Here is a 19683-nt window from a genome sequence, read left to right as displayed (position 1 = left end):
GGGAGAGCAGACAATGATTATTAGAAGCTTTGTGCTTATTGCCGCAGTCATTTCATTAGTGCTCAACTTGTACTGGATACTCCTTTATGTTGCGCATCGAAACATGCTTTCTCGCGAGCCAACCCAGTTTAACAAACGGTTTGTTTCTATTATTGTTCCTGCACACAACGAAGAAGATTCAATTCACAAGTGCGTGGCAAGCCTGCTTAAACTCAAGTATCCAAGTGATTTGTTTGAAATCATAGTAGTTGATGACGCGTCAACTGACAAGACAGCCCACGTTCTTGAAGCATTCAAGAACGTAACAAACGTGAAAGTGGTGCGCACGCCCCAGAACGGCGGAAAAAAATCGCTGGCAGTCAATTATGCGCGCGAGTTTCTTGACGCGCGCTGCGAGGCAGTGGTCGTGCTTGACGCGGATTCAAAAGTGGGACCTGACACGCTCAAACAGGTGTTGCCCTATCTTGAGGATGAAAATACGGGCGCAGTTTCAATCCGTTATTTGCCCTGGAATGTGCGCGGTTTTCTTGCACGACTCCAATACTTTGAATACTTGTTTTCAATTTTGTGGCGGAGAATTCTCTCGCTTCTTGACTCAATGTATGTCACGCCTGGCGTGTTTAGCATGTACAAAAAAAAGGTCATAGATGAGATTGGCTGGTTTGATAATACTGCTATGACTGAGGATATGGAAATCGCGCTTCGCATACAAAAAGCAGGATACAAGATTGGCTACGCATTCTCACCTATTGCGCACACGGTTGTGCCAGAAACGCTTCGCGCATTTGTTCGCCAGCGCGTGCGCTGGCAGAGAGGATTTATCAGTTCACTGCGCGCGCATCCTGATGTTGTGTTAAGTCCTAAGTACGGGAATTTTAGTGCCGTTATTATTCCCCTCAACATTGCAAGTCTTTTGCTCGTGTTTTATTCGTTCTCGCTTGTCTTGCTTGTTTTGTCGCGAAAAACTCTTTCATTTTTGCGCGCTATATACAAGCTCTATTTGGTTGACTTTGATATTATTACCATTTTAAAATCCGCTGATTTCTCACCTCAGCTTAGTCTTGAAATGGTTGTCACACAATTACAATCCTATTTTGTGAGCCTTGATATTGTCAGTTTCTTTGTGTTTACTTCCCTTATGTTTGCCCTTGTGCTTTTGGTAGTGGTGCGCTATCACACGCGCGAAAAAATGGGCATAAATCTCTTGTTTTTTCCCTTCTTTTTAGTTGTGTACTTACCTTTAAATAGCGCGATTTGGCTATATTCACTACTGCTTGAACTTAAAGGTGCACATCGCGCATGGTAAACCGACCTGTGAGCAAGAAACTTGTCTACCTGTTTGCCCTAAACCTTGTTCTTGCATCATCTATTGTGCTTGCCGGCTATGCGTTTTCAGGTTTTACGCACACTGCCCGCGAGCAATTCATTCTTGACCAGATGCGCGCAGTTGAATCGCGCGTGTACGCGCTTGAATTTGAAGAACAAAATGAGTCAGAACTCCAGCGCGACGTGTATAGCGCGTTTGCAAGCATTGATTCAGTGCACAGCCGGCTTCGCGAATACATGACTTCAGACCTTGTATCACAAGGGTTTTATGCAGAGCAGGAAGAAAAACTTGTCACACTCTCAACGCTTCTTCTTAAAACCGTGAAATCCGAGTTCGCGCACAAGACGCTTGTGTACTTTTATTGTGAGCCACAAAACCATGAATGCGACTACGAAAGTTTTGTCTTATCATATTTGTCTGATACCTATGCTAAAGACTTGTTTATTGTTGGTTTTGACGGCACGTCAAGCCACCCGCTTATCACAATGATGATGAAACGATATGAAGTAGATTCCTTTCCTTTTCTTGTGATTAATGACCGCGTAGTGCGCGGGTTTGTGCGCGCAAGCGTATTAAAGGAGATTATTGATGAAGAACGTGAGCGTGCTTCGGCTTAACCATCGCAAGAGTCGCGATAAACGCGTCACCACGCACGTGTTTCTTACCGCCCGCGCGCTTGGCGCAACAAGCGGTATTTTGTGCGGTGAGTCTGACAGCGCGCTTGTGTCAAGCGTGAACAAAACGAGCAGGAAATGGGGCGGAGAATTTTTTGTTCGCTACGAAAAAAATTGGCGCGCCCTCATAAAAGAGCATGCAAAAACAGTAGTGCACCTTACTATGTATGGGGAGCCTGTTCAAAACGTGATTTCTCAATTGCGAAAAAAAGATGAGCTTCTTGTTGTTGTTGGCGCGTCAAAAGTGCCGCCTGACGTGTACAAGCACGCCGCGTACAATGTGAGCGTAACAAACCAGCCGCACAGTGAGATTAGCAGTCTTGCCATTTTTTTACATGAATTGTTTGGGGGCAGGGAACTCAAAAAAACGTTTCAAAACGCGAGTGTCAAAATTGTTCCAAAAAAGAAAGGAAAGCACGTAATCAAAAAAGATAATAATTCTTAAAAACGCGCGCCCTCTTGTAGCGCACACATGGCGCGAATAACTTTTGTTGATATTGCACGCGGTCTTGCTATTTTGCAAATGGCAGGCTGGCAAGTGTTTGATTTTTTTTCAACAAAAAACGTGTACGCAGACGCGCCTTTTTTTATCCGCGCGTTTAACATGCCCCCGCATTTTTCAGTACTTGCCCTGTTTCTTGCAACAAGCGGGGCAGGATTGTTTTTGTCCCTAAAAAGCAGGAAAAAGCGTGGCGCATCGTGGAAGCAGAATGCAGCGCACGTTCTTGTGCATTACGGGTTTTACATCGCGTTCTCAGCGCTCTTTACTACGCTTATGTGGGATTTTTGCATGTTTCAGTCGTGGAGCGAGGCAATACAGGGTGTGGGCATTACCGCGCTTGTTTCTTTTGCGCTTCTTTCGTGCAAGCCTTCAAAGCGAACCCTTCTTGTTATCATTATGGGGTTAGTTATTGTCCAACCCATTATTAAACCTCTGGTGTATGATGCGAGCGCACAATTTCCCGTATGTACTGGCGTGCGTGATGCATCAGTGATGCCAAGCATGGTCATTAACGCGTTGTTTCGCGGCTTTTTCTCACCGCTTAATCTGCTTCCTCTCTTTTTGGTAGGCGTGCTTGTTGCATGGGCGTATACTGACGCAAAAAACAAGAGGGCATTCATGCACAAAATCCGCAATATCGCACTTGTTTTAACGCTGTTTGCGCTTTTTACGCACGTGGCAATTGCGCCAATCAATTTTTATGCACGCAACCCTCACTCAGTTATGCTTGAAGTGAGCGTGTTTCTTTTTGCAGTTTCACTCTACGAATTGTTGCGCACAGGTGCGCTCAAACGCATTATATCACGCATTCTTGTTCCCTATGGGCAAAACCCCTTGCTGGCGTATCTTGCGCATTTCATTCTCGTGCTCAAACCCCTGCAACTGCTTGGTCTTGAAAGCACCTTTGGATTAGTTGCAAGCCTTGTTGGAGCGTTCGTGTTCATGATTGGATTAAACGTGGTGTTAACAAAATGGATAGGTATAACATAAGTTTTGTCACGCTGACAATCATCCTTATTTTGCTCTCCTTTGTGGAGAACCTGCCTGCTACGCGCGAGTACGTGCTTATAAGCATTGATACGGAAAGAGACCTCGTGCCTGTTCTTAACACCACAAAAGGACTCACTGAGGGATTAGATTATCTTCGCGCACTGCTTTTGCACGAGGGCGTGCGCGCTTCCTTTTTTGTTACGGGCAATGTTGCGCGCGAATACCCTGAGCTTGTTCGCTCGCTCGCGCGAGAGGGTCATGAGTTGTGCGGTCATGCATACGAGCATGAAAACTTTACTGGTCTTTCCTATGAGCAGACGCGCGACATTGTGGTAAAAACCATTGATGAAATCAAGAACGCAAGTGGTGTTCGCATCACCTGTTTTCGCGCACCCTACCAGTACACAACCGACGTTTTGTTGCGCGTCTTGAGCGAACAAGGCATGACCAGTGAGGGTTCCCACGACCGCGAATACCCCATGCTTGTTGCAGGAACAAACCTGACTCGCATCACATCAGCCCCTCTTTTTTATCCTTCCACAACCTATCCGTTAGTGTGGACTGATGTGTATGACAAAACCCTTGCGCGTCAAAAAAACAATACGCACGTGTTTGTTGTTGTTTCACTCCACCCCTGGGAGCTTGTCCCGCTTTCTGGAGTGGCAGGTTTTGAAGCGTACACTACGCCTGCAGGAACCTACACGCGAGAAAATCTTGAAGCACTTATTGCGTATGCTAAAGAGCGTGGCGCGCGTTTTATCACCTTCCAGGAAGGTGTTGAAATTCTTGAGCAGAAATGCGGGTCACGCCTGCTTTTTTGTTCGTAATATAATTCACGTCAGCAGCGGTTTTGAGTTCTTCTTCATGCGTTACAATAATGATTTGGGGTATGCGAATGCTTTGAAGGATTTCAGGAAGTAAGCGCACATCTTCACTGTCAAAACCAACCGTTGGCTCGTCGAGAATGAGAAGTTCACTTTGTGACACCCCGCCTAATTCTGCAGCAATATAGGCAAGTGCAAGCCGGTACGAGAGTGCAACACTTGTTTTCTCCCCTCCGCTTAGCGCGTTAATGCTGACTTCAAGCCCGTCTGTTGCGTACGCTACTGGTTCGTAATCGGTTTTCACATCAACGGTGTATTCTTCTTCAAAACGGCGCAATTCCTCAAAGTATTTGTGAAACTCAACTTTAAACGCGTCTAGAAAGGTGTCGCGAACAACTTCACGAATGTTGCGCACATCTTCTCGAAGATTTGAGAGAAACACGCACACGTTGCTCACCTGTTTTCGTTGCGCTTCTTGCTTGCTAATCTGTGCTTGTTCTGCTTTTTTTTGTTTAATCTGTTCTTCATGTTCGCTTATTGCTTCAAGCAAGTACGCGCTCTGTGTTTCAAGCTGTGCGCGTTCTGTGCTCAGTTGGTTTGCGCGCGCAATGCATGCTTCACGTTCTGCTTCAAGCTCGTGCATGTTTTTTTCAGACACGCCCTTGTCATCCTCAGCATGTAGCGTTGCAAGTTCATCTAACCTGTGCGTGCGTTCTGTTGCAAGCTCGTGTTTTTGCGCTTCTAGCGCGTCTTGTTCTTGTTTTGCGCGCACCCCTTCCCGTGCGTTTTCAACACGTTTTGCAAGGTGTTCATGATTTTGTGAGAGTGCGTCAATTTCTTTGTGCAATTGTTCAAGAGTAATAGCGTATTCATGTGAAACCTGCAAAACATGTTCATGTTTGACCTCTTGCTTGCATACTGGACACGCCCCAATGCCAAGAGCGCGAATACGCTTTTCTTCTTCTTCTGCTTTTTTGGCGTGTTCTTGTTTTGTTTCTAGTAGTGCGTGGGTTTTACTTTTGTTTTCTAACAGTAGGTCAAATTCGTGCGCCCCGCTTTTTGCAACCATGATTTCAAGGTCCGGCAGTTTTTTTTCAATCTCATCAATGCGCTTTGCAATAGCGTCTTGTTGTGTTTCAAGACTGTGTATGCGCGCTTTTTTTTGATACACGTGTTCTTGTTGTTTTTTAAGCGCGCTATACTGCTCTTGCGTGCGTGCGTGTTTTTTTTCGTGTTCGCTCTGTTTTTTTTGCAATGCGCTAAGACGTGCTTTTGCATGCGCATACTCCTTTTCTTTTTTTTCTTTTTTTGCGATTAGTTCGCTTTGTTCTGCTTCAAGACGCGTTTTTGCGCTCAGCATGCCGTCAATGCGGCTGAGTTCCTGAGAAAAATGGGAAACAAGGTCTTTTATGTTCACCCATGCGAGCTTGTATTTTGCAAGTTGCAGGATGCTATCAATAAATTCCTGGCGTTTTTCTGATGAGAGGGTCATGAGTTTTTTTATTTCATCCTGGCGTGTGTAGGAGGTTACGCTAAACAGTTCAGACGCGTTTGCGTCCGCGTCGTAGCCAAGAATGTCGCAAATCATTTCATCAAGGTCGCGAACCCTGCTGATAACCGGCACGCGCTCGCCGTCTTTGTAGAGCGCAAGCGAATCTTTGTTGAAGCTTACTTTTTCTTTGATGCGCACAAGCCCCCGCTCAACCACGTACTCGTGGCCCGCGTGTTCAAACACAAGACGAATACTTCCTTCGTGCGCGCCTCTTCGAAGCAGGGCGTTTCCAGAAACGCTTGCTGCATTGCCAAAAAGCGCGTATTCAAGGCTCATAAGAATAGTGCTTTTGCCGCTGCCGGTTCTCCCGGTAATAACCGTAATGCCTTTATCAAAGCCAATACTCTCATGCAGGTATGAGCGAATATTAGTTAATTCGATAGTTCGAAGTATCACGGTCAATTTCCTCTACTAATTCTTTTTGAGCATCACGAATCTGCGTCGCGTTTTTTGTTGAATCGCCAAGAGATTGAATGATTTTTTGCCCAAGAGCAATTTGGCGTGGCAAATACCCTTTTTTTGTGAGGTACTCTGCTTCAATGAGTTTAAGGCTTTTACCTGCTGAGAGTACGCGCACGCTCTGGTTTGGGCTTAACACGTCAGCAGTACGCACATTACAATACAAATACCCTTGTTTTTGTGCTTCTTCATTGATGTTAAACTTGTTAATCTCGCTTTTTGTTCCTCCACGCAGTGTGCCGTGCACTTCAATAACAAGCAGGGTTCCGTGGTTTTTGCTAAGAAGAGAAAAACACTTCTCATTTACGTCATCTGCAAGCATGTTCGTGCAGTCAACGCGCTCAACACGCACGTCGCGCGTGGCAAGGGGTATGCGCTTAAACGTTTTTTTCTTAGTATCAACAAGCACCACGCCCTTTAGTCCGCCATGGCGCATTTCTTTGAGTTCCACAAATTCAGGCGAGCCCGGATACACAATCATTCCCGTGTCATACGGTTCGTCAAACGGCAGGTGCCAGTGCCCGCCAGCGTAATAATCAAAGCCGCGCGGCAAAAGCGCGGTTGGAATGTCTTCAAACACAGGAGAAATAGATGAGATAGTGTGGTGAAATACGAACACGCGGTACGCTGCGCGGTGCTCTTTTATAGTGAGTGCTTTGAAAATGTCTTTAATCTGTGCTTGTCGTCCCGGAACGCCGCACACAAACGCGTCACCTACTACAACCCCGTCAAGAACAAGCTTGTCATTTTCCACTGAAAAAAAGCGCTGGCTTGACAGGTTTACAATCAGCCCGACTTTTTCAAGAATAGAAAGCACAGTATCATCTTTACTCATGTCATGGCTTCCTGCAACGGTGAATACCGGGATATTTTGTTTTTTAAGGCGTTTGAGCTGGGTGATAACAAACACGATTGATTTGTGGCTTGGTCTGCCAATGTCAAACATGTCGCCTGCATGAATCACAAAATCAACCTGCTCTTCGAGCGCAAGACTCACGCATTGCTCAAATGCGCGTTCAAAATCACCTTCGCGCTCTTCAAGTTTGAAGTTGCGTTTACCTATATGCGTGTCTGAGAAATGTAAAAACTTCATGCCCTCCTCACCGTGTGTTTTGAATGGGCAGAATAATATAAGAAATTATGTTCTGTATAACACATGTTATCTTTGACGCTCTTAAACTGCTTGTTTTGCGCTTTTTACTGGCCTTATTTGCCAAAACGCACGAGTTCGCCGGTTGCCTGGTCTTTTTTCTGGTACTTGTATTTGTAAAAGACAAAGCCACCGAATACAATGACAACAAGCACTGCTACAAATCCGCCTCCTGCAAAGCCGTACGCTACGACAAGCCCATTAGTGTAGGCGAGTTCTCCGCCAACCGGTTCCCAAAAACCGCCGTCAAGGGTTTGCGAGTCGAAAATGCTTTGTGCAAGAACAGGCGTAGCAAGCACGAGTACCATAAGTGTAGCTAACATTCCCCGTTTCATACTATTCTAGGTGGTATTTTTAAATATTTTAATCTTACTCATTACACAGGGTATGAAGCTTACAAACAAACTGGTTATTTTGTGCGTGCTAACCTTTGTTTTTGCCCAATTCCTGCCCGCAGAGTTTGTTGCAAAAAACTTTTTTTACAGTCTTGGAAACTTTCTTGAAGGCAGGGTGTATGTGGCAATAACCGCACTTTTCATGCACGCAAACATCATGCATTTACTCATTAATCTTGGCCTGCTCTATTTTATAGGAAACCTGCTTGAGGATTTGATTGGCGTGCGAAAATACGCAATTGTGTTCTTTTTTGGCGGGGCTGCAGCATTCCTGCTCAGCTCGCTTGCGTATGGTCGTGCAAACTTGCTGGTTGGCGCGTCAGGCTCAATTTTTACCATTATGGCAGTTGCGTTTGTAATGAATCCGCTTGCTGTTAAAAAAACGCGCGCGTACTCCTTTGTGTTTGGTAAGACACAGGTTGCAACACAAACAGAGGAGGTCACGTTTAGTAAGATTACCTTTTTTGTTGATGTGCTTATTGCATCAATTGTGCAGCTTGCCCTCATTGGCGCGTACAGTTTTTTGAGTCTTGAAACCGCAATTGCGCAAGGCGTTTTGTCAGGGGATTTGGGTCACGTGATTGGTTTTTTGATTGGATTTGTTTTTGGCGTGTCATGGAGTGAGCGCTGGAGCATGTATGCAAAACAGGCAGGTCGCGTGATGGTTATTCTTTTTATTCTCTTAGTGCTTGGCGTGTACACATACTATTCATTTGTGCACGCAGTTAATCCCCACGCGCAAACGTTTATTGATACATTTCTTTCATCATACTCAATTGAGATTTTCCAGTCAGGGCGCGCTCGCTGCAACAATTTCTGTCTTGATGAAGGGTTTGATTATGGTGAGCTCGTGGACGGATTTTGCGAGTGCAAGTTTGCGGGCGCAGTGAATATTGGAAGCTAGAACACCACTTTTTTTATTAATCAAACATATGTGCAATTAAGGGAATGGATAAGTCATTATTTCTTGGTATTAAAAAAAGTGTTGAATCCCTTGAAGGGTTTCATGGCAGTCACGACCTGTTCTTGGAAGAAGAGCGCACTGACCCGTTACCGTTTCAAAAGCAGGCAAGCGTGCGAACCACCATTGACACGGGCACGTTTGATATTGCGCACCATTCAAAAAAGTTCTCGTCAGTGTATTTTATTGATGGCATCCAGCGCACGCTTATGCTTGGAGAGATTGACACGCACCCATTGTTTGTGCATTTTTCAGGAGCAGCAATCATGCGAAGAAAAGACGGCGTAATAACGCCCTTTGGCGAGCCGCTTATGCACGCTTCATTTATTACGAGCAGTCCAAAACCTTTTGAATCAACATTGCCGATTGAACGCGTTGATGCCCAAAACCCGTTAGAGTATTATGCGCGTTCCTCAAGCCTTCGTGAGAATTTGGAGCGCACGCTTCTTAAAAAATCACTTAAAATTGTGGGTAGTGATGAAATCATTGTGTATGACGGCAGGCTTGTGTTTCCTGAAGTCTTCACGCCGGGGTTTAATGTGCTTGGCGTGATAAAACGCCACGCATCACTCTACGTGCCAGACAAGAGCGTGTTTTATTCGCTCAAACACGGCCAGCGAACAGGAGCGTTCACGCTTGGAATGGGCGATGACAAAGACCCAAAACCGGTTGTTTCTTTTTATCAGAAATTGTTTCCAAAAAAAGACCCGTACTACTCAGTTGTGCGCGTGGAAGTGCCCCACGCTATTTGTCAGAGCGTGAGCGACGTGAACGCATTTGCGGGTTTTGTGCATTCTGAGCGCTTCCCTCTTGACATGAAAACGCATCAGAGCGGAAAAAAACTCTACCCTATTAGCGTGTGCGAGAAGTTCTTGTCATCAAAGCTTCCGTCAATCCAGCTCGTGTCTGTTTTCTTGCGTGATGCTTTACAATAATGATTAATAACGCCCACTGCACACACAGGCCTAGGCGAGCTAAGTTATGCTTAATGAAGAGATTCTTGTGGGAAAAACATTTTCAACAGCGTCGAGTGTGTCAAGTACGGTTGAGCACTTCCACTTCTGGGTGCACAAGGACGCTAATGTCAAGTTCTTAGAGCCCGGAAGCGTTATTGGCATCAAAGATGATACGGACGTGTGTTTTGCTGTTGTTGAGAGCGTTTCTGAAAACATGGATTATGCTTCCGCTCTTGAAGCCTTTGCTTCACACAATTTTGGTGATGCAGAATACGAGAGCAAAACAGACCGCTTTATTTGCCAGGCTGCGCGCGCAAAAATCCTGCGCTGGCTGAGCGGAACCGTGCGGCCCGTGTCTGGTGAGAAAAAAGTGTTTCTTGCAACCGCGCACGGCGTCAAATACGCGTTTGGCATGCCTGACAAAGGCATTCCCCTTGGGTTTTCAACAACGCCGACAGGAAACGTTTCAGAACAGAGCGCGCTTATCCTGCTTCCTGACCAGTACTTGTTTGGAAAAGAAGCGCAAGGCATCAACATTGGCGGACAAACCGGTTATGCTAAGACCAATATGGCGCTTAACGCCGCGCTTCTTGCACTCAAAAACTTGGATGACGTGTGCGTGATTGGCATTAACGTGAAGGGTGAGGACTTATTGTGGCTTGACTATGTTAATGAGGAACTTACCAGTGAAGATGAGCGCTTGTGGCGCGCGCTTAACATGACTGATTTGAAATGGCTGAATTTCCAGTTGTTTGCACCCGCAGGGATTTCGCTTCGAAAAGATGGTAAAGAAAAGGATTTCACGCTCTCATGGAAAGATATTAAGTATGATTTGAATCTGCTTTTTTCTGAGAGTAAAGACGATGAGAACGCGCGCATTCTTGTTTCACATCTTGGGTCAATGCCTGATATTGAGAATTTTGATGACGCAATCCGCCTGCTCGAAGAGTGGCAGGAAGCAGCAGATAATGAAAAACGGGTTCCCGGAAGCCATCATGCAGCAACCATTCGAAAAACAATCAAGCACTTGCGCAATCTTGCAAGCAAGAAATTTATCAATAAAAATTTCAAAAAATCAGTGTTTCCTGATTTACTGAGCGTGATTCAGCCAAAAACATTTGTCACGTTTGATTTAAATGATGTGCTCATGACCTCAACTGCGCAGCGCATGATTTTTCAAAAAATCCTCTCGCACGTAAAATCGTATCTGGAAACAAAAGTTTTAGAGGAAAAAACCGGTGTCAAGCGCGTTGTGTTTTTTGTAGATGAATTAAGCAAGTACGCGCACCGTTCAATGGGTTCTGAAAGTTTTTTGAGCGGCGTAAAAGCAGGAGTAAAAAACATTGCCGAGCGCGGACGATTTGCAGGACTCTCTCTTCTTGGCGTAGAACAATACCCAAGCCAGATTGATGATAACATCCTGCAAAACATGGCAACGCGCGTGTTCACGCGCCTTAAAGCAAAAGAGCTGAGCGCAGAGATTTATCGGTATTATCCAAATGATTTTGTGCGCGCAATCACGCGCCTCAACAAGGGTGTTGCGCTTCTTGACCATGACACCTTTCCTGAGCCCGTGTTCGTGCGATTCCCGCGCTCTTTGTGCGCTACAAGCAGGCCAAACAAAAAGGTCAATCCAAAGAATTTTGTTGTCGGAGTCAGTTAATGTTTAAACCGTGATAGTGCGTGGTATAAGAAAAGGTTTAAAAGCGCGGTACAATGCTTGGTTGTCATCACTGCTTATAATCACTCCTTATTTGCTGGAGTGATAGGGGCGTGTCACAACTTCCGCGGCGTGGCACGCCTCGCTATCACTTCTCATACCAACACATTTTAATGTACTCTGTGCACTGTTTGTTTGCTATGAGTGACCGGGTTTCTCTTGTTCAGGCGATTCTGATTTTTAGAAATATTTGCTGATATTCATTTGGCCTTTTTTTGCTTTGAGCCGTTTTATTGTGTCCCACGAGTTGCGGATAAAAGGAATCTCTGAGAGCTGGCTCCAATACGTGTCAAGAAATTTTTGCGTGATAGGGTCGCTTGGATAGCCTGAACCAATTTTAAGTTTCAATACGTCTTCAATCTTTACTACTTCCTGATCGCGCGTGACTTTTGCAATGATGCTCGCAGCAGAAACAACCGGATATTTTACATCTGCTTTGTGTTCTAAAATAAGTTCGCAGTCGTGTTTCATCAAGTCCCTGATTTGTTTTGTTATTGCAGGAATATTCGTGCTTGGCGCGTCAATAATCACGCGGTCTGCTTTGAGAATATCCGCAATTTTTGCCATGTTGATTGCTTCTAAGTCATTAAGGTTGAGTCCGCGCTCTTCGCGTCCGTCAATTTCTTTAGCGGTTATTTTGATGCAGTGTACTTTTTTTGCAATTGCTTTGATTTTTGGAAACAGTTCTTCACGGCGTTCTGGTGAGAGCATTTTAGAATCTTTAACGCCAATACTCATTAATTCTTTGAGCCGGTCTTGTTCAACAAGAACGCCGCACACTACAAGCGGTCCAATAACCGGTCCTCTGCCTGCTTCTTCAATGCCTGCAATTAACATTCTCTTATTCCCCTCTAAGAAGAAGAGCAAAGCATTAGCGCTTAATAAACGTTTATTGACCACTGCGCCGTGAACACGCAGCGGCAGGGGGTCATCTTCGTTTGAGATAGATTTCTTTAAACGCGCCCAAATCTTCTTCTTTGATGGTAAGTGCAGCAGCACTCTTGTGTCCGCCGCCGGTTGCGTCCATTTGTTTTTTTACTGCGTCAATAATATCAAGAATGTTTTCGCTTCGCGAGCGCAAACTAATATGAATGTAGCCGGTGTTTCTGATTTCTGCAACGGCAATTGTCTTGCTTTCAAGGCGTGCTGAGAGCATGGTTGAGAGCGTTGAGCGAATATTGTAGTGCTGGTCTTTGAGCATGAACAAAATCCTGTTTTGTGAACGCTGGGCTTTGTTTTTGAATCGTTCAAGCTCGCTTTCAATGCGTTCTTGAATTTTTGTGTACAAGCGGTAGATGAGTTTTATTTTTGGGTTTCGCGCTTCAAAAAAATCGTGTGGCCCGTCACACTCAAGCACGGCTTTGACAGCAACGCTTGCACGCGTAATGTCTCCTGCAGTGCGAACTGCATTAAGCACTTTTGCGATTTCGCCTAGTTTTGAGTCAAAGAATTTGTTGTCACCACCCTTGTCAAGATTGTATTTTTTGTGCACGTCCTCAACAAATTTCGTGTGCCATGGACCCCCAAAATCACTTATCACGCCGACCGCGCTTATCCAGTCATGCGCGTCAAACGTTTTGCTCATTTTCTTTGCCAGTTCAAATACCATTTTTGCTGTTGGTGTGTAGGCTCCTTTATGTTTCCAGATGCGCACGTTTTTTGTGCTTCGCTGGAGCCCGCTTTCATGATGGTCAATATTGAGCACGTGCAAGTCTTTGAAGCGTTCAACATCTTCTTTTGTAAGTGAAATGTCAAGAATTGCAATGTCTGGATAGTATTTAACAAGTTCAAAAGCGGGGTTGCGCTCAAACGATGGTCGCGGGCTTGCAGCAAACTTTCTGACCACAACACCGCGCTCTTCTAAGAGCTTGATGAGCAGTGCGCACGAGGTGATGCCGTCAACATCAAAATCATAGATAATACCTACTTCTTTTGCTTTTTTTACCCATTCTATTGCTTTTTGCATACTATCTCTGTACCTTTGACAACGTACTGATAATTTAATAATTGTTCGCATACCCACAGGTTTGTCTTAGTATGCAAACTGATTCGTGACGTTCTAAACCGCGAGCCTGGTGTCATGAAGGGTATGAGCTGGTCTGCCATGTGCTCGTCAACCGGCGCTTTGCTTGCAAGTTCAGCGTGCAATTTTTGCGCGCACTGTTTTCCAACCTGTTCTGCGCGCACGCCTTTTTTGCCAAGCACTTCAACCCCGATTTTTGCGTGCTCGTAGTACGCGTGCGCATGAATGTTGCTTCCTGCACTCATGCTTTGCACGTACTGTGCTGTGCCCGTGATGGTTTGGTCTGTGAACTCTTTTTTAAATGCTTCGAGTTGTCGCTTTGCAACGTCCGCTTGTTTGAGGTGGGTTGTTGCAATGCTGTGGGCGTCAATGCCTTTAAGCGCGCCGGTTTCAACAAACAAGAAGGGTTGCAGGTTTGTTTTGGTAATGGCAAGACTCACGTGCCCGCCGCCTTTTGGATAAAAACCGTATTCGTGCAGTCTAAACTGCAGGTCGCACCCTATGTTTTTCATGAAATCACAAAACACGTGCTCAAAGTATTCTGCAGGCGGGCTCCATGCCACATGCGTTCCTCCATATACATTGATTTGAACGGGTTTGTGCGCGAGCACAGCTGTTGGAACCAAATTTTGTAGTACAAGCGTTGTTGCTCCTGCAGTAGGAATCCTGACGCTGATGTTCTTTTCAAACGTTCTTCCCGGGTAGAAGCGTATGCGCTCAGAACCAATAGTTGCTCCTTTGAGCGTGCCATTGCAAAATGTGCTGAGTGCTTTGAGCGCGTGCAAATGTTGCATTTTGAGTCCTGAAGGGGTTCTGTTTTTTCGTATATGGTACACTTCAATTGGCTTGCCAATTGCTGCGCTAATGCTGGTTGCAAGGCGAAGCAGGGAACCTCCGCCTTCAAATTTTGAGCCGTCAATACGTTTCATAGCCTATGTATGTTCGTGTGCGCATATTTGATAAATCTATTTCTTCGAAACATAATTAAGCCCCGCGTGCCCTTGTGGGTATGGGTATGGCTGATATTATTTCAACTATTTCAGACGCGCTTGGTTTTGGCGAGATATTTTTTTGGTTAAACAAGCTTACCGCGCTTTTTATTATCTGGTGGCTTGGCGGCAAGTTTTCAGCAAAGTTTGAAGCAAAACTGCCCTCAGCGCTCACGCTTGTAATTCGTATCATTAGCGGTGTTGCAATTTATTGGGCGGGCGTTATCATTGGTGCGCAGTATTTTAGCAGCCTTCCCTTTGATATTGGTGACTTTATCGGCGCGTTTATCGCGTTTATCGGGTTTTACATCGTTGCAGAACTGCTCACATTTGGCTTGAAATCAAAGCAGGTTTCACGAAAAGAATTTGAAGCACTTGAAGTGATTGTGCAACGCCTGCGCGCTCTGGTACTGCGTCTTGCAGATGCGAGCATGGCAAAAGGCATTTTGTCTGAGCGCGTGACGCAAGCAGAAGCAACGCGTCTTTGCCAGGAGTTCATGCATGAAAAAGGATTTGAAGACGTTCACGTGCAGGATGCAAAAAAAGAAGCAGAAACATGGGTTGTGCGCGTTGCGTGCAAGTGGCGAACCTTTATACTAACCCTTGACGAGCAAACCGGGCATGTTGTTTTGTTTCATCACGCAAGAGATTCACCGCAAAACGTGGTGCTTGCGGTTACCAGTTATTTTTATGACCACAAGCTTGCGATTTTTGGCGTTATCGCGCTTATTATGCTCTTTGTAGGCATTAACAGTCTTGCAAGTCCCCAGTCATCAACGCGCATTGGCGAATTGCTTTCCTTAGAATATGCAGGCCCTCAAAATGCGTCAGCAGATTTAGGTGACGTGTTTGGTCAGCTTGTCGGAGACGCGCTTGGTCAGGGTCTTGCAGGCGGGCTTTCAGGATTGCTTGGCGGGGGGTTGCCCCTTGGCGGTCTTAACATGACTGACCAGGATTGTCATGACCTTGTGGTGCAGGCAACAAGCGTTACAAGCGCAGAATACAACACGCTTTCAAGTGAAGAACAACAGCAGTTGTGCAATTCAATTCTTTCAAGCGCGCTTGGCAACACATAAAAAGCGTTGCGCGCTATAGACCTGTAACAGATGACTTGCAGTTCGTGTAAGAGACCCGCGCGCATTCAGGTAACATATAATAATACGCGCGCGTGCGCGTCATGTTTTGAGCAAAGCTTGTTCAAACGCGTAAAACGCGTGATTCGAAAATACCGCATGATTGTTCCAAACACCACGTATTATCTGGTTGATAATGGCTCAACGCCTGCTCGCTTTCTGGTGCGTTTTTTTAAAACCTACTTTCCAAAACCCGTATTTGATATTCGTGTTGTGTCGCACACAAAAAAAGTTCCGCGCATAGAATCGTGCACGCTTACTAATGCGTCAAACGCGTTTTTGCACGCTATGTTTACTAAATCAAAATACAACCTTTTTCTCGCGTCCCGTGGTATTGCGCGCCCGCTTATAAGCACGACAAATGAAGAATTAGCATGGTTGGCAAAAGCGCACAAAGAAGCGCCACGTTTTTTTCTCACCCACGTAAAAGAGGACGCATTTATTAAAGAACTTGAAACAAGAAGAAATATGGTTCGATTCTCATTTCTTCGGTTTATTGACGCATTAGAGTAATTTCAAGTCGCGTACAAGCAGGTCAATAACCGCATCATGGTCGGGTCCAATCGCGATTGCCGTGATGGTTCCGGGCTCAACTTGGGTTTTTCCCGCGTCTTTTATGAGGCTTGCGATTGTCTTTTTTTTGGCACGCTCAAAAAGCTCAACAATTTCTTCTTTACTCATAACTTTAAGAACTATTTTTTTCATACCCTCACGCGTCCATTGCTCGTACGTGTCAGGACTTTTTTTGCGCGCTTTTTCTGCTGCGTCAACTGATGCATGCGCGCCTTGCGCAACGAGTTTTCCTGCCTGCATGCCCACATCTTTTCGCAACACAATTGCCTGTTTCATATGGTAGTATTGGTATGATAAATGTTTTTAAATGTGCGCACCATCAATAGAGCTGCGAAAAGACGTGTATGATTTTATTATGTATGGTGAGAAGCTCGTGCGCGAGGCGGACTATACACTACGCGCAGCCCAAGACGCGCTTGACAACTACCTTACTGATTTTTGAGTAAGCTTTTTAAAGCAGTGCTCGTTTTAGTCGCTGTATCATGGAAAAGAACGTATGCGATAATTGCAGCAGGGACTTGCTTGTAAGCGGGGACTCCGTGCAATTTAAATGCCCAAAGTGTTTAGCTCACGTTATCAAGCGCTGCGGGAAGTGCAGAAGTAATGCAGTTAAGTACACGTGCGCATCCTGCGGATTTAGCGGACCCTGATGAGTTGAGTTACCCATGGCAGAAGTAATTGTTACCTTTAAAATCATGCCTTCAAGCGTTGATGATGACTTGACGGCAATTGAAAAGCAAGCAGTTGAACAGCTTGCAAAACATGGTCGCGTTGAGGGGGTTGAACAACAACCGCTCGCGTTCGGCTTGAAATCACTTATTCTCTACGCTGTGTTTGACGAGCAAATCGGAAACAAAGTTGATGATTTTGCTGATGAACTCAAAAGCATTGACGGCGTTGAAACCTGCGAAGTTGAAGACGTGCGACGCGCAATTGACCTTGACTGAGCAGAAAAACTTAATACGTGTTTTTTCTACAGACTAGGTATGCGTTCTCAAACATGCACGATATACCCCTGCTTTAATACGCGCCTTGGACATTTTGACGGCGAGCACTGGCAGTGTGATGGCTGTGTGAAAAATCCCGTAGCAGACAAGACCACAAAAAGCGTGCTTGAAAATTTTATTATTTCTTCAAACCTGCTTAATACACAACTCGTTGAATCACGCACACCACCCGCCCTTGAGGTGCTCAACAAAACGCAGGGTCTTGCACATGCGCGCGTTCTTTTGAAAAAAGAAAAACAAGAGCTCTACGCGCTCACGCTTTTTGAAGACGCGTCAAACGTGGGCGTTCTCAATTGCCTTCAAAAACCAACAAGCATTGCGCTCAGCCATGACAGCACGTTTCCAAAACCGTCACTTCCACTGACGGTGTTTTTCAAACACAAACAGCCCTCAACAAAACAAGATTATGATGAAGTTGTATTGCCTGCACTTCCCTTTGCTAATGTGCCTGCTGTTTCATCATCTCCCGGGCCTGCAGCCCACGCGTTTCTCGCATCACGCATGCGCCTTAAAGAGGGTGATGCAACCCTAATTTTAGGTTTTGATTGAACAATCATTAAATAGTTCTATTCACTATTAGTGTAGTAGCTATGATTCCTATTCTTAGAGCGCGAACACTTGATTTTGAAGCGGGCGGCACTATGGTTGCAACCATTAACAAGAACTTTGCTGAGGATTATGATATCCACTCTCTTGACCGGATTCGCGTCACCCTGGGTGCGCAGTCTATGATTGTGCTTGTTAATGTTACTGAATTTCAGGTAAGTTATGACCAGATTGGATTTTTTAGAGAAGTATGGGACGAGTTGAGCATTCGAAATAATGAAGAAGTAAGTATTGAACCCATTGCAAAACCGCTTGCGCTTGATGCAATAAAGAAGAAACTGGATGGTGAGGAACTCGTAAAAGAAGAAATTTTTGACATTATCAAAAATGCAGTTGACAACACGCTTTCTTCAGTTGAGCTTGCCACCTTTGTTTCAGCAATCTATACGCGGGGCATGACGGTAGGCGAGATTGCAAACCTCACAAAAGCAATGGTGAGCTTTGGCGATAAGCTTTCATTTGGCAAAAAAATCGTTGTTGACAAACACTCAGTTGGCGGTGTTGCAGGAAACCGCACAACACCCCTTGTTGTGTCAATTGTTGCTGCAGGCGGCCTTACTATTCCAAAACTCTCATCGCGCGCAATCTCTTCGCCTGCGGGAACTGCTGATACTATGGAAGTGTTTGCGCCCGTGTCGCTTCCTTCACATGAGCTTAAAAAAATCGTGAAAAAAGTTGGCGCGTGTATTGCGTGGGGTGGGGCGCTTAAAATTGCATCAGCAGATGATGAATTAATTCGCATCAGACACCCCATGAAGCTTGACCCTGAGGCGTTGCTTCTTTCAAGTATCATGGCAAAAAAGAAGGCGGCAGGTTCAAATGTGGTGCTTATTGACATTCCGTTTGGTGAGGGCTCAAAAGTGCAGTATTCAGGTCTTGCAAAACATTTAGCACGCCAGTTTGAGTTGCTTGGAAAAGCGCTTAACATGCACGTTTCAGTGATTATTACCGATGGTTCACAACCAATAGGCAATGGCATTGGTCCTGCGCTTGAAGCAATTGACGTGCTTAAGGTCTTAATGGGAAACGATGGTCCAACAGATTTGCGCGATAAATCTGTGCGGCTTGCAGGCCGCATTCTTGAAATGGGTGGCAAAGCGCCAAAAGGAAAAGGTGAGGTGCTTGCAAAACAATTACTTGATTCAAAAAAAGCATACAAAAAATTCAAAGAAATCATCAAAGCCCAGGGAGGAAACCCCGAAATCAAGCCAAAAGATATCCGTGTCGGAGAATTCTCAATAGCAGTCAAAGCCGCTCGTGCAGGAACGGTCAGTTCAATTAGCAGTAAAGCACTCTCTTCGGTATGCCGGGCTGCAGGAGCGCCGCGCGACCGCGAAGCAGGTGCGTACCTGCACAAGCATGTAGAAGACAGAGTCAAAAAAGGAGAAACCATTCTCACCATTTATGCAGGCGTTGAGCACAAGCTTGAGCGCGCAATAACCACATACAAAATGCTTCCTGAAACAATTGTTATTAGCTAACGCGGGGTTTTTACTTTTTTCTTGTTTCAATGGCGCGTACGCGTTCTTCTAATTCCTCAACGCGTACAATCAGTTCCTGAAGCGTTTTATTCATGTCTTTGAGGAGTTCTTCTTCAATGGTATTCATAGTAGGCACCAAACGTAATGCTAAGATTTGTATTGCAAGGAGTATTAAAGTTTACGCGTGCAGGTCGTGCATGGGTGAGATTCACCTGAGCGTCTTTATCAAATAATACTTCATTGTTTGCCTGAAAAATGTAGTGGTTTGTGACGAGTGCGCGAATGCTGTTATTAATGTAGGTAAAGAGTCCAGGCTGGGGTGTGGCGCACGCGTCTAGTGCGAGTTCGTGAAGCACGGTTT

General features: G+C 45.3%; 22 protein-coding genes. 14 read left to right on the top strand and 8 right to left on the bottom strand.

Translation table 11 applies throughout. From position 1 onward, the window contains the following. Positions 1-13: 13 nt before the first annotated feature. The 5 genes from COT72_03540 to COT72_03520 are packed head-to-tail and all read left to right on the top strand — an operon-like array spanning position 14 to position 4320. Positions 14-1306, top strand: a complete 1293-nt coding sequence (locus tag COT72_03540; protein PIN99884.1) for a hypothetical protein — start codon at positions 14-16, stop codon at positions 1304-1306. Continuing rightward, positions 1300-1944 carry a hypothetical protein gene (locus COT72_03535; protein PIN99883.1) on the top strand — a complete coding sequence of 215 codons (645 nt, stop codon included), beginning with the start codon at positions 1300-1302 and terminating at the stop codon, positions 1942-1944. The genes COT72_03540 and COT72_03535 overlap by 7 nt, the downstream gene beginning before the upstream one ends. Continuing rightward, positions 1916-2446: a tRNA (cytidine(56)-2'-O)-methyltransferase gene (locus COT72_03530; GenBank protein ID PIN99882.1), complete on the top strand. Its 531-nt coding sequence runs from the start codon at positions 1916-1918 to the stop codon at positions 2444-2446. Before COT72_03535 ends, COT72_03530 begins: the two co-directional genes overlap by 29 nt. Before the next feature lie 27 nt (positions 2447-2473). Beyond that, on the top strand, positions 2474-3493 hold the full coding sequence (locus COT72_03525) for a hypothetical protein (GenBank protein ID PIN99881.1): 1020 nt from the start codon (positions 2474-2476) through the stop codon (positions 3491-3493). After that, positions 3475-4320 carry a hypothetical protein gene (locus COT72_03520; GenBank protein ID PIN99880.1) on the top strand — a complete coding sequence of 282 codons (846 nt, stop codon included), beginning with the start codon at positions 3475-3477 and terminating at the stop codon, positions 4318-4320. Before COT72_03525 ends, COT72_03520 begins: the two co-directional genes overlap by 19 nt. Here COT72_03520 and COT72_03515 read toward each other — a convergent pair. The 3 genes from COT72_03515 to COT72_03505 all read right to left on the bottom strand — a co-directional run bounded on the left by COT72_03515 (position 4253) and on the right by COT72_03505 (position 7813). Further along, entirely contained in the window at positions 4253-6271 is a 2019-nt protein-coding gene (locus COT72_03515; protein ID PIN99879.1) for a hypothetical protein, read from the bottom strand. The genes COT72_03520 and COT72_03515 overlap by 68 nt on opposite strands. After that, positions 6237-7421: a hypothetical protein gene (locus COT72_03510; protein ID PIN99878.1), complete on the bottom strand. Its 1185-nt coding sequence runs from the start codon at positions 7419-7421 to the stop codon at positions 6237-6239. The genes COT72_03515 and COT72_03510 overlap by 35 nt, the downstream gene beginning before the upstream one ends. A 113-nt stretch (positions 7422-7534) precedes the next feature. Further along, entirely contained in the window at positions 7535-7813 is a 279-nt protein-coding gene (locus COT72_03505) for a hypothetical protein (protein ID PIN99877.1), read from the bottom strand. Between the two features lie 52 nt (positions 7814-7865). Here COT72_03505 and COT72_03500 point away from each other — a divergent pair, with 52 nt between their 5' ends. The 3 genes from COT72_03500 to COT72_03490 are packed head-to-tail and all read left to right on the top strand — an operon-like array spanning position 7866 to position 11453. Beyond that, positions 7866-8777 carry a hypothetical protein gene (locus COT72_03500; protein ID PIN99876.1) on the top strand — a complete coding sequence of 304 codons (912 nt, stop codon included), beginning with the start codon at positions 7866-7868 and terminating at the stop codon, positions 8775-8777. 44 nt (positions 8778-8821) lie between these two features. After that, positions 8822-9769: a hypothetical protein gene (locus COT72_03495; GenBank protein PIN99875.1), complete on the top strand. Its 948-nt coding sequence runs from the start codon at positions 8822-8824 to the stop codon at positions 9767-9769. A gap of 46 nt (positions 9770-9815) precedes the next feature. After that, positions 9816-11453 (top strand): hypothetical protein, encoded by a 1638-nt coding sequence (locus COT72_03490; protein ID PIN99874.1) that lies wholly within the window; start codon positions 9816-9818, stop codon positions 11451-11453. A 237-nt stretch (positions 11454-11690) separates the two neighbouring features. Here COT72_03490 and COT72_03485 read toward each other — a convergent pair whose 3' ends face one another. From COT72_03485 to COT72_03475, 3 genes are all read right to left on the bottom strand, one after another. Beyond that, the gene (locus COT72_03485; protein PIN99873.1) at positions 11691-12347 is read right to left on the bottom strand and encodes a ribonuclease HII; all 657 of its coding nucleotides are present in this window, start codon (positions 12345-12347) and stop codon (positions 11691-11693) included. A gap of 91 nt (positions 12348-12438) precedes the next feature. Then, the gene (locus COT72_03480) at positions 12439-13527 is read right to left on the bottom strand and encodes a hypothetical protein (GenBank protein PIN99872.1); all 1089 of its coding nucleotides are present in this window, start codon (positions 13525-13527) and stop codon (positions 12439-12441) included. Continuing rightward, positions 13461-14462 carry a hypothetical protein gene (locus COT72_03475; GenBank protein PIN99871.1) on the bottom strand — a complete coding sequence of 334 codons (1002 nt, stop codon included), beginning with the start codon at positions 14460-14462 and terminating at the stop codon, positions 13461-13463. Before COT72_03475 ends, COT72_03480 begins: the two co-directional genes overlap by 67 nt. Positions 14463-14548: 86 nt before the next feature. Here COT72_03475 and COT72_03470 point away from each other — a divergent pair, with 86 nt between their 5' ends. Both COT72_03470 and COT72_03465 read left to right on the top strand, forming a co-directional pair. After that, positions 14549-15598: a hypothetical protein gene (locus COT72_03470; protein PIN99870.1), complete on the top strand. Its 1050-nt coding sequence runs from the start codon at positions 14549-14551 to the stop codon at positions 15596-15598. Positions 15599-15628: 30 nt separating this feature from the next. After that, positions 15629-16168 (top strand): hypothetical protein, encoded by a 540-nt coding sequence (locus COT72_03465; GenBank protein ID PIN99869.1) that lies wholly within the window; start codon positions 15629-15631, stop codon positions 16166-16168. Here COT72_03465 and pth2 read toward each other — a convergent pair. Beyond that, a complete protein-coding gene (pth2, locus tag COT72_03460) occupies positions 16160-16504 on the bottom strand; it encodes an aminoacyl-tRNA hydrolase (GenBank protein ID PIN99868.1) in 345 nt (114 codons plus the stop codon). The two genes, COT72_03465 and pth2, sit on opposite strands and share 9 nt — an antisense overlap. A gap of 206 nt (positions 16505-16710) precedes the next feature. Here pth2 and COT72_03455 point away from each other — a divergent pair, with 206 nt between their 5' ends. From COT72_03455 to COT72_03440, 4 genes are read left to right on the top strand one after another with little or no spacing between them, the layout of a single operon-like run. Continuing rightward, positions 16711-16878 carry an RNA-binding protein gene (locus COT72_03455; protein ID PIN99867.1) on the top strand — a complete coding sequence of 56 codons (168 nt, stop codon included), beginning with the start codon at positions 16711-16713 and terminating at the stop codon, positions 16876-16878. Positions 16879-16893: 15 nt separating this feature from the next. Then, positions 16894-17175, top strand: a complete 282-nt coding sequence (locus COT72_03450; protein PIN99866.1) for an elongation factor 1-beta — start codon at positions 16894-16896, stop codon at positions 17173-17175. A 39-nt stretch (positions 17176-17214) separates the two neighbouring features. Next, a complete protein-coding gene (locus COT72_03445) occupies positions 17215-17784 on the top strand; it encodes a hypothetical protein (protein ID PIN99865.1) in 570 nt (189 codons plus the stop codon). A gap of 41 nt (positions 17785-17825) precedes the next feature. Further along, entirely contained in the window at positions 17826-19322 is a 1497-nt protein-coding gene (locus tag COT72_03440; protein PIN99864.1) for an AMP phosphorylase, read from the top strand. Positions 19323-19435: 113 nt separating this feature from the next. Here the strand turns inward: COT72_03440 and COT72_03435 are convergent. Beyond that, positions 19436-19683 (bottom strand): hypothetical protein (locus tag COT72_03435; GenBank protein PIN99863.1); only part of this gene is annotated, 248 nt, incomplete at its 5' end.

The organism is archaeon CG10_big_fil_rev_8_21_14_0_10_43_11 (assembly GCA_002763265.1).
GTDB lineage: Archaea > Nanobdellota > Nanobdellia > PEZQ01 > PEZQ01 > PEZQ01.
The sequence above is the reverse complement of the archived record's forward strand: the minus strand, read 5'-3'. Positions and strand labels throughout refer to the sequence as shown.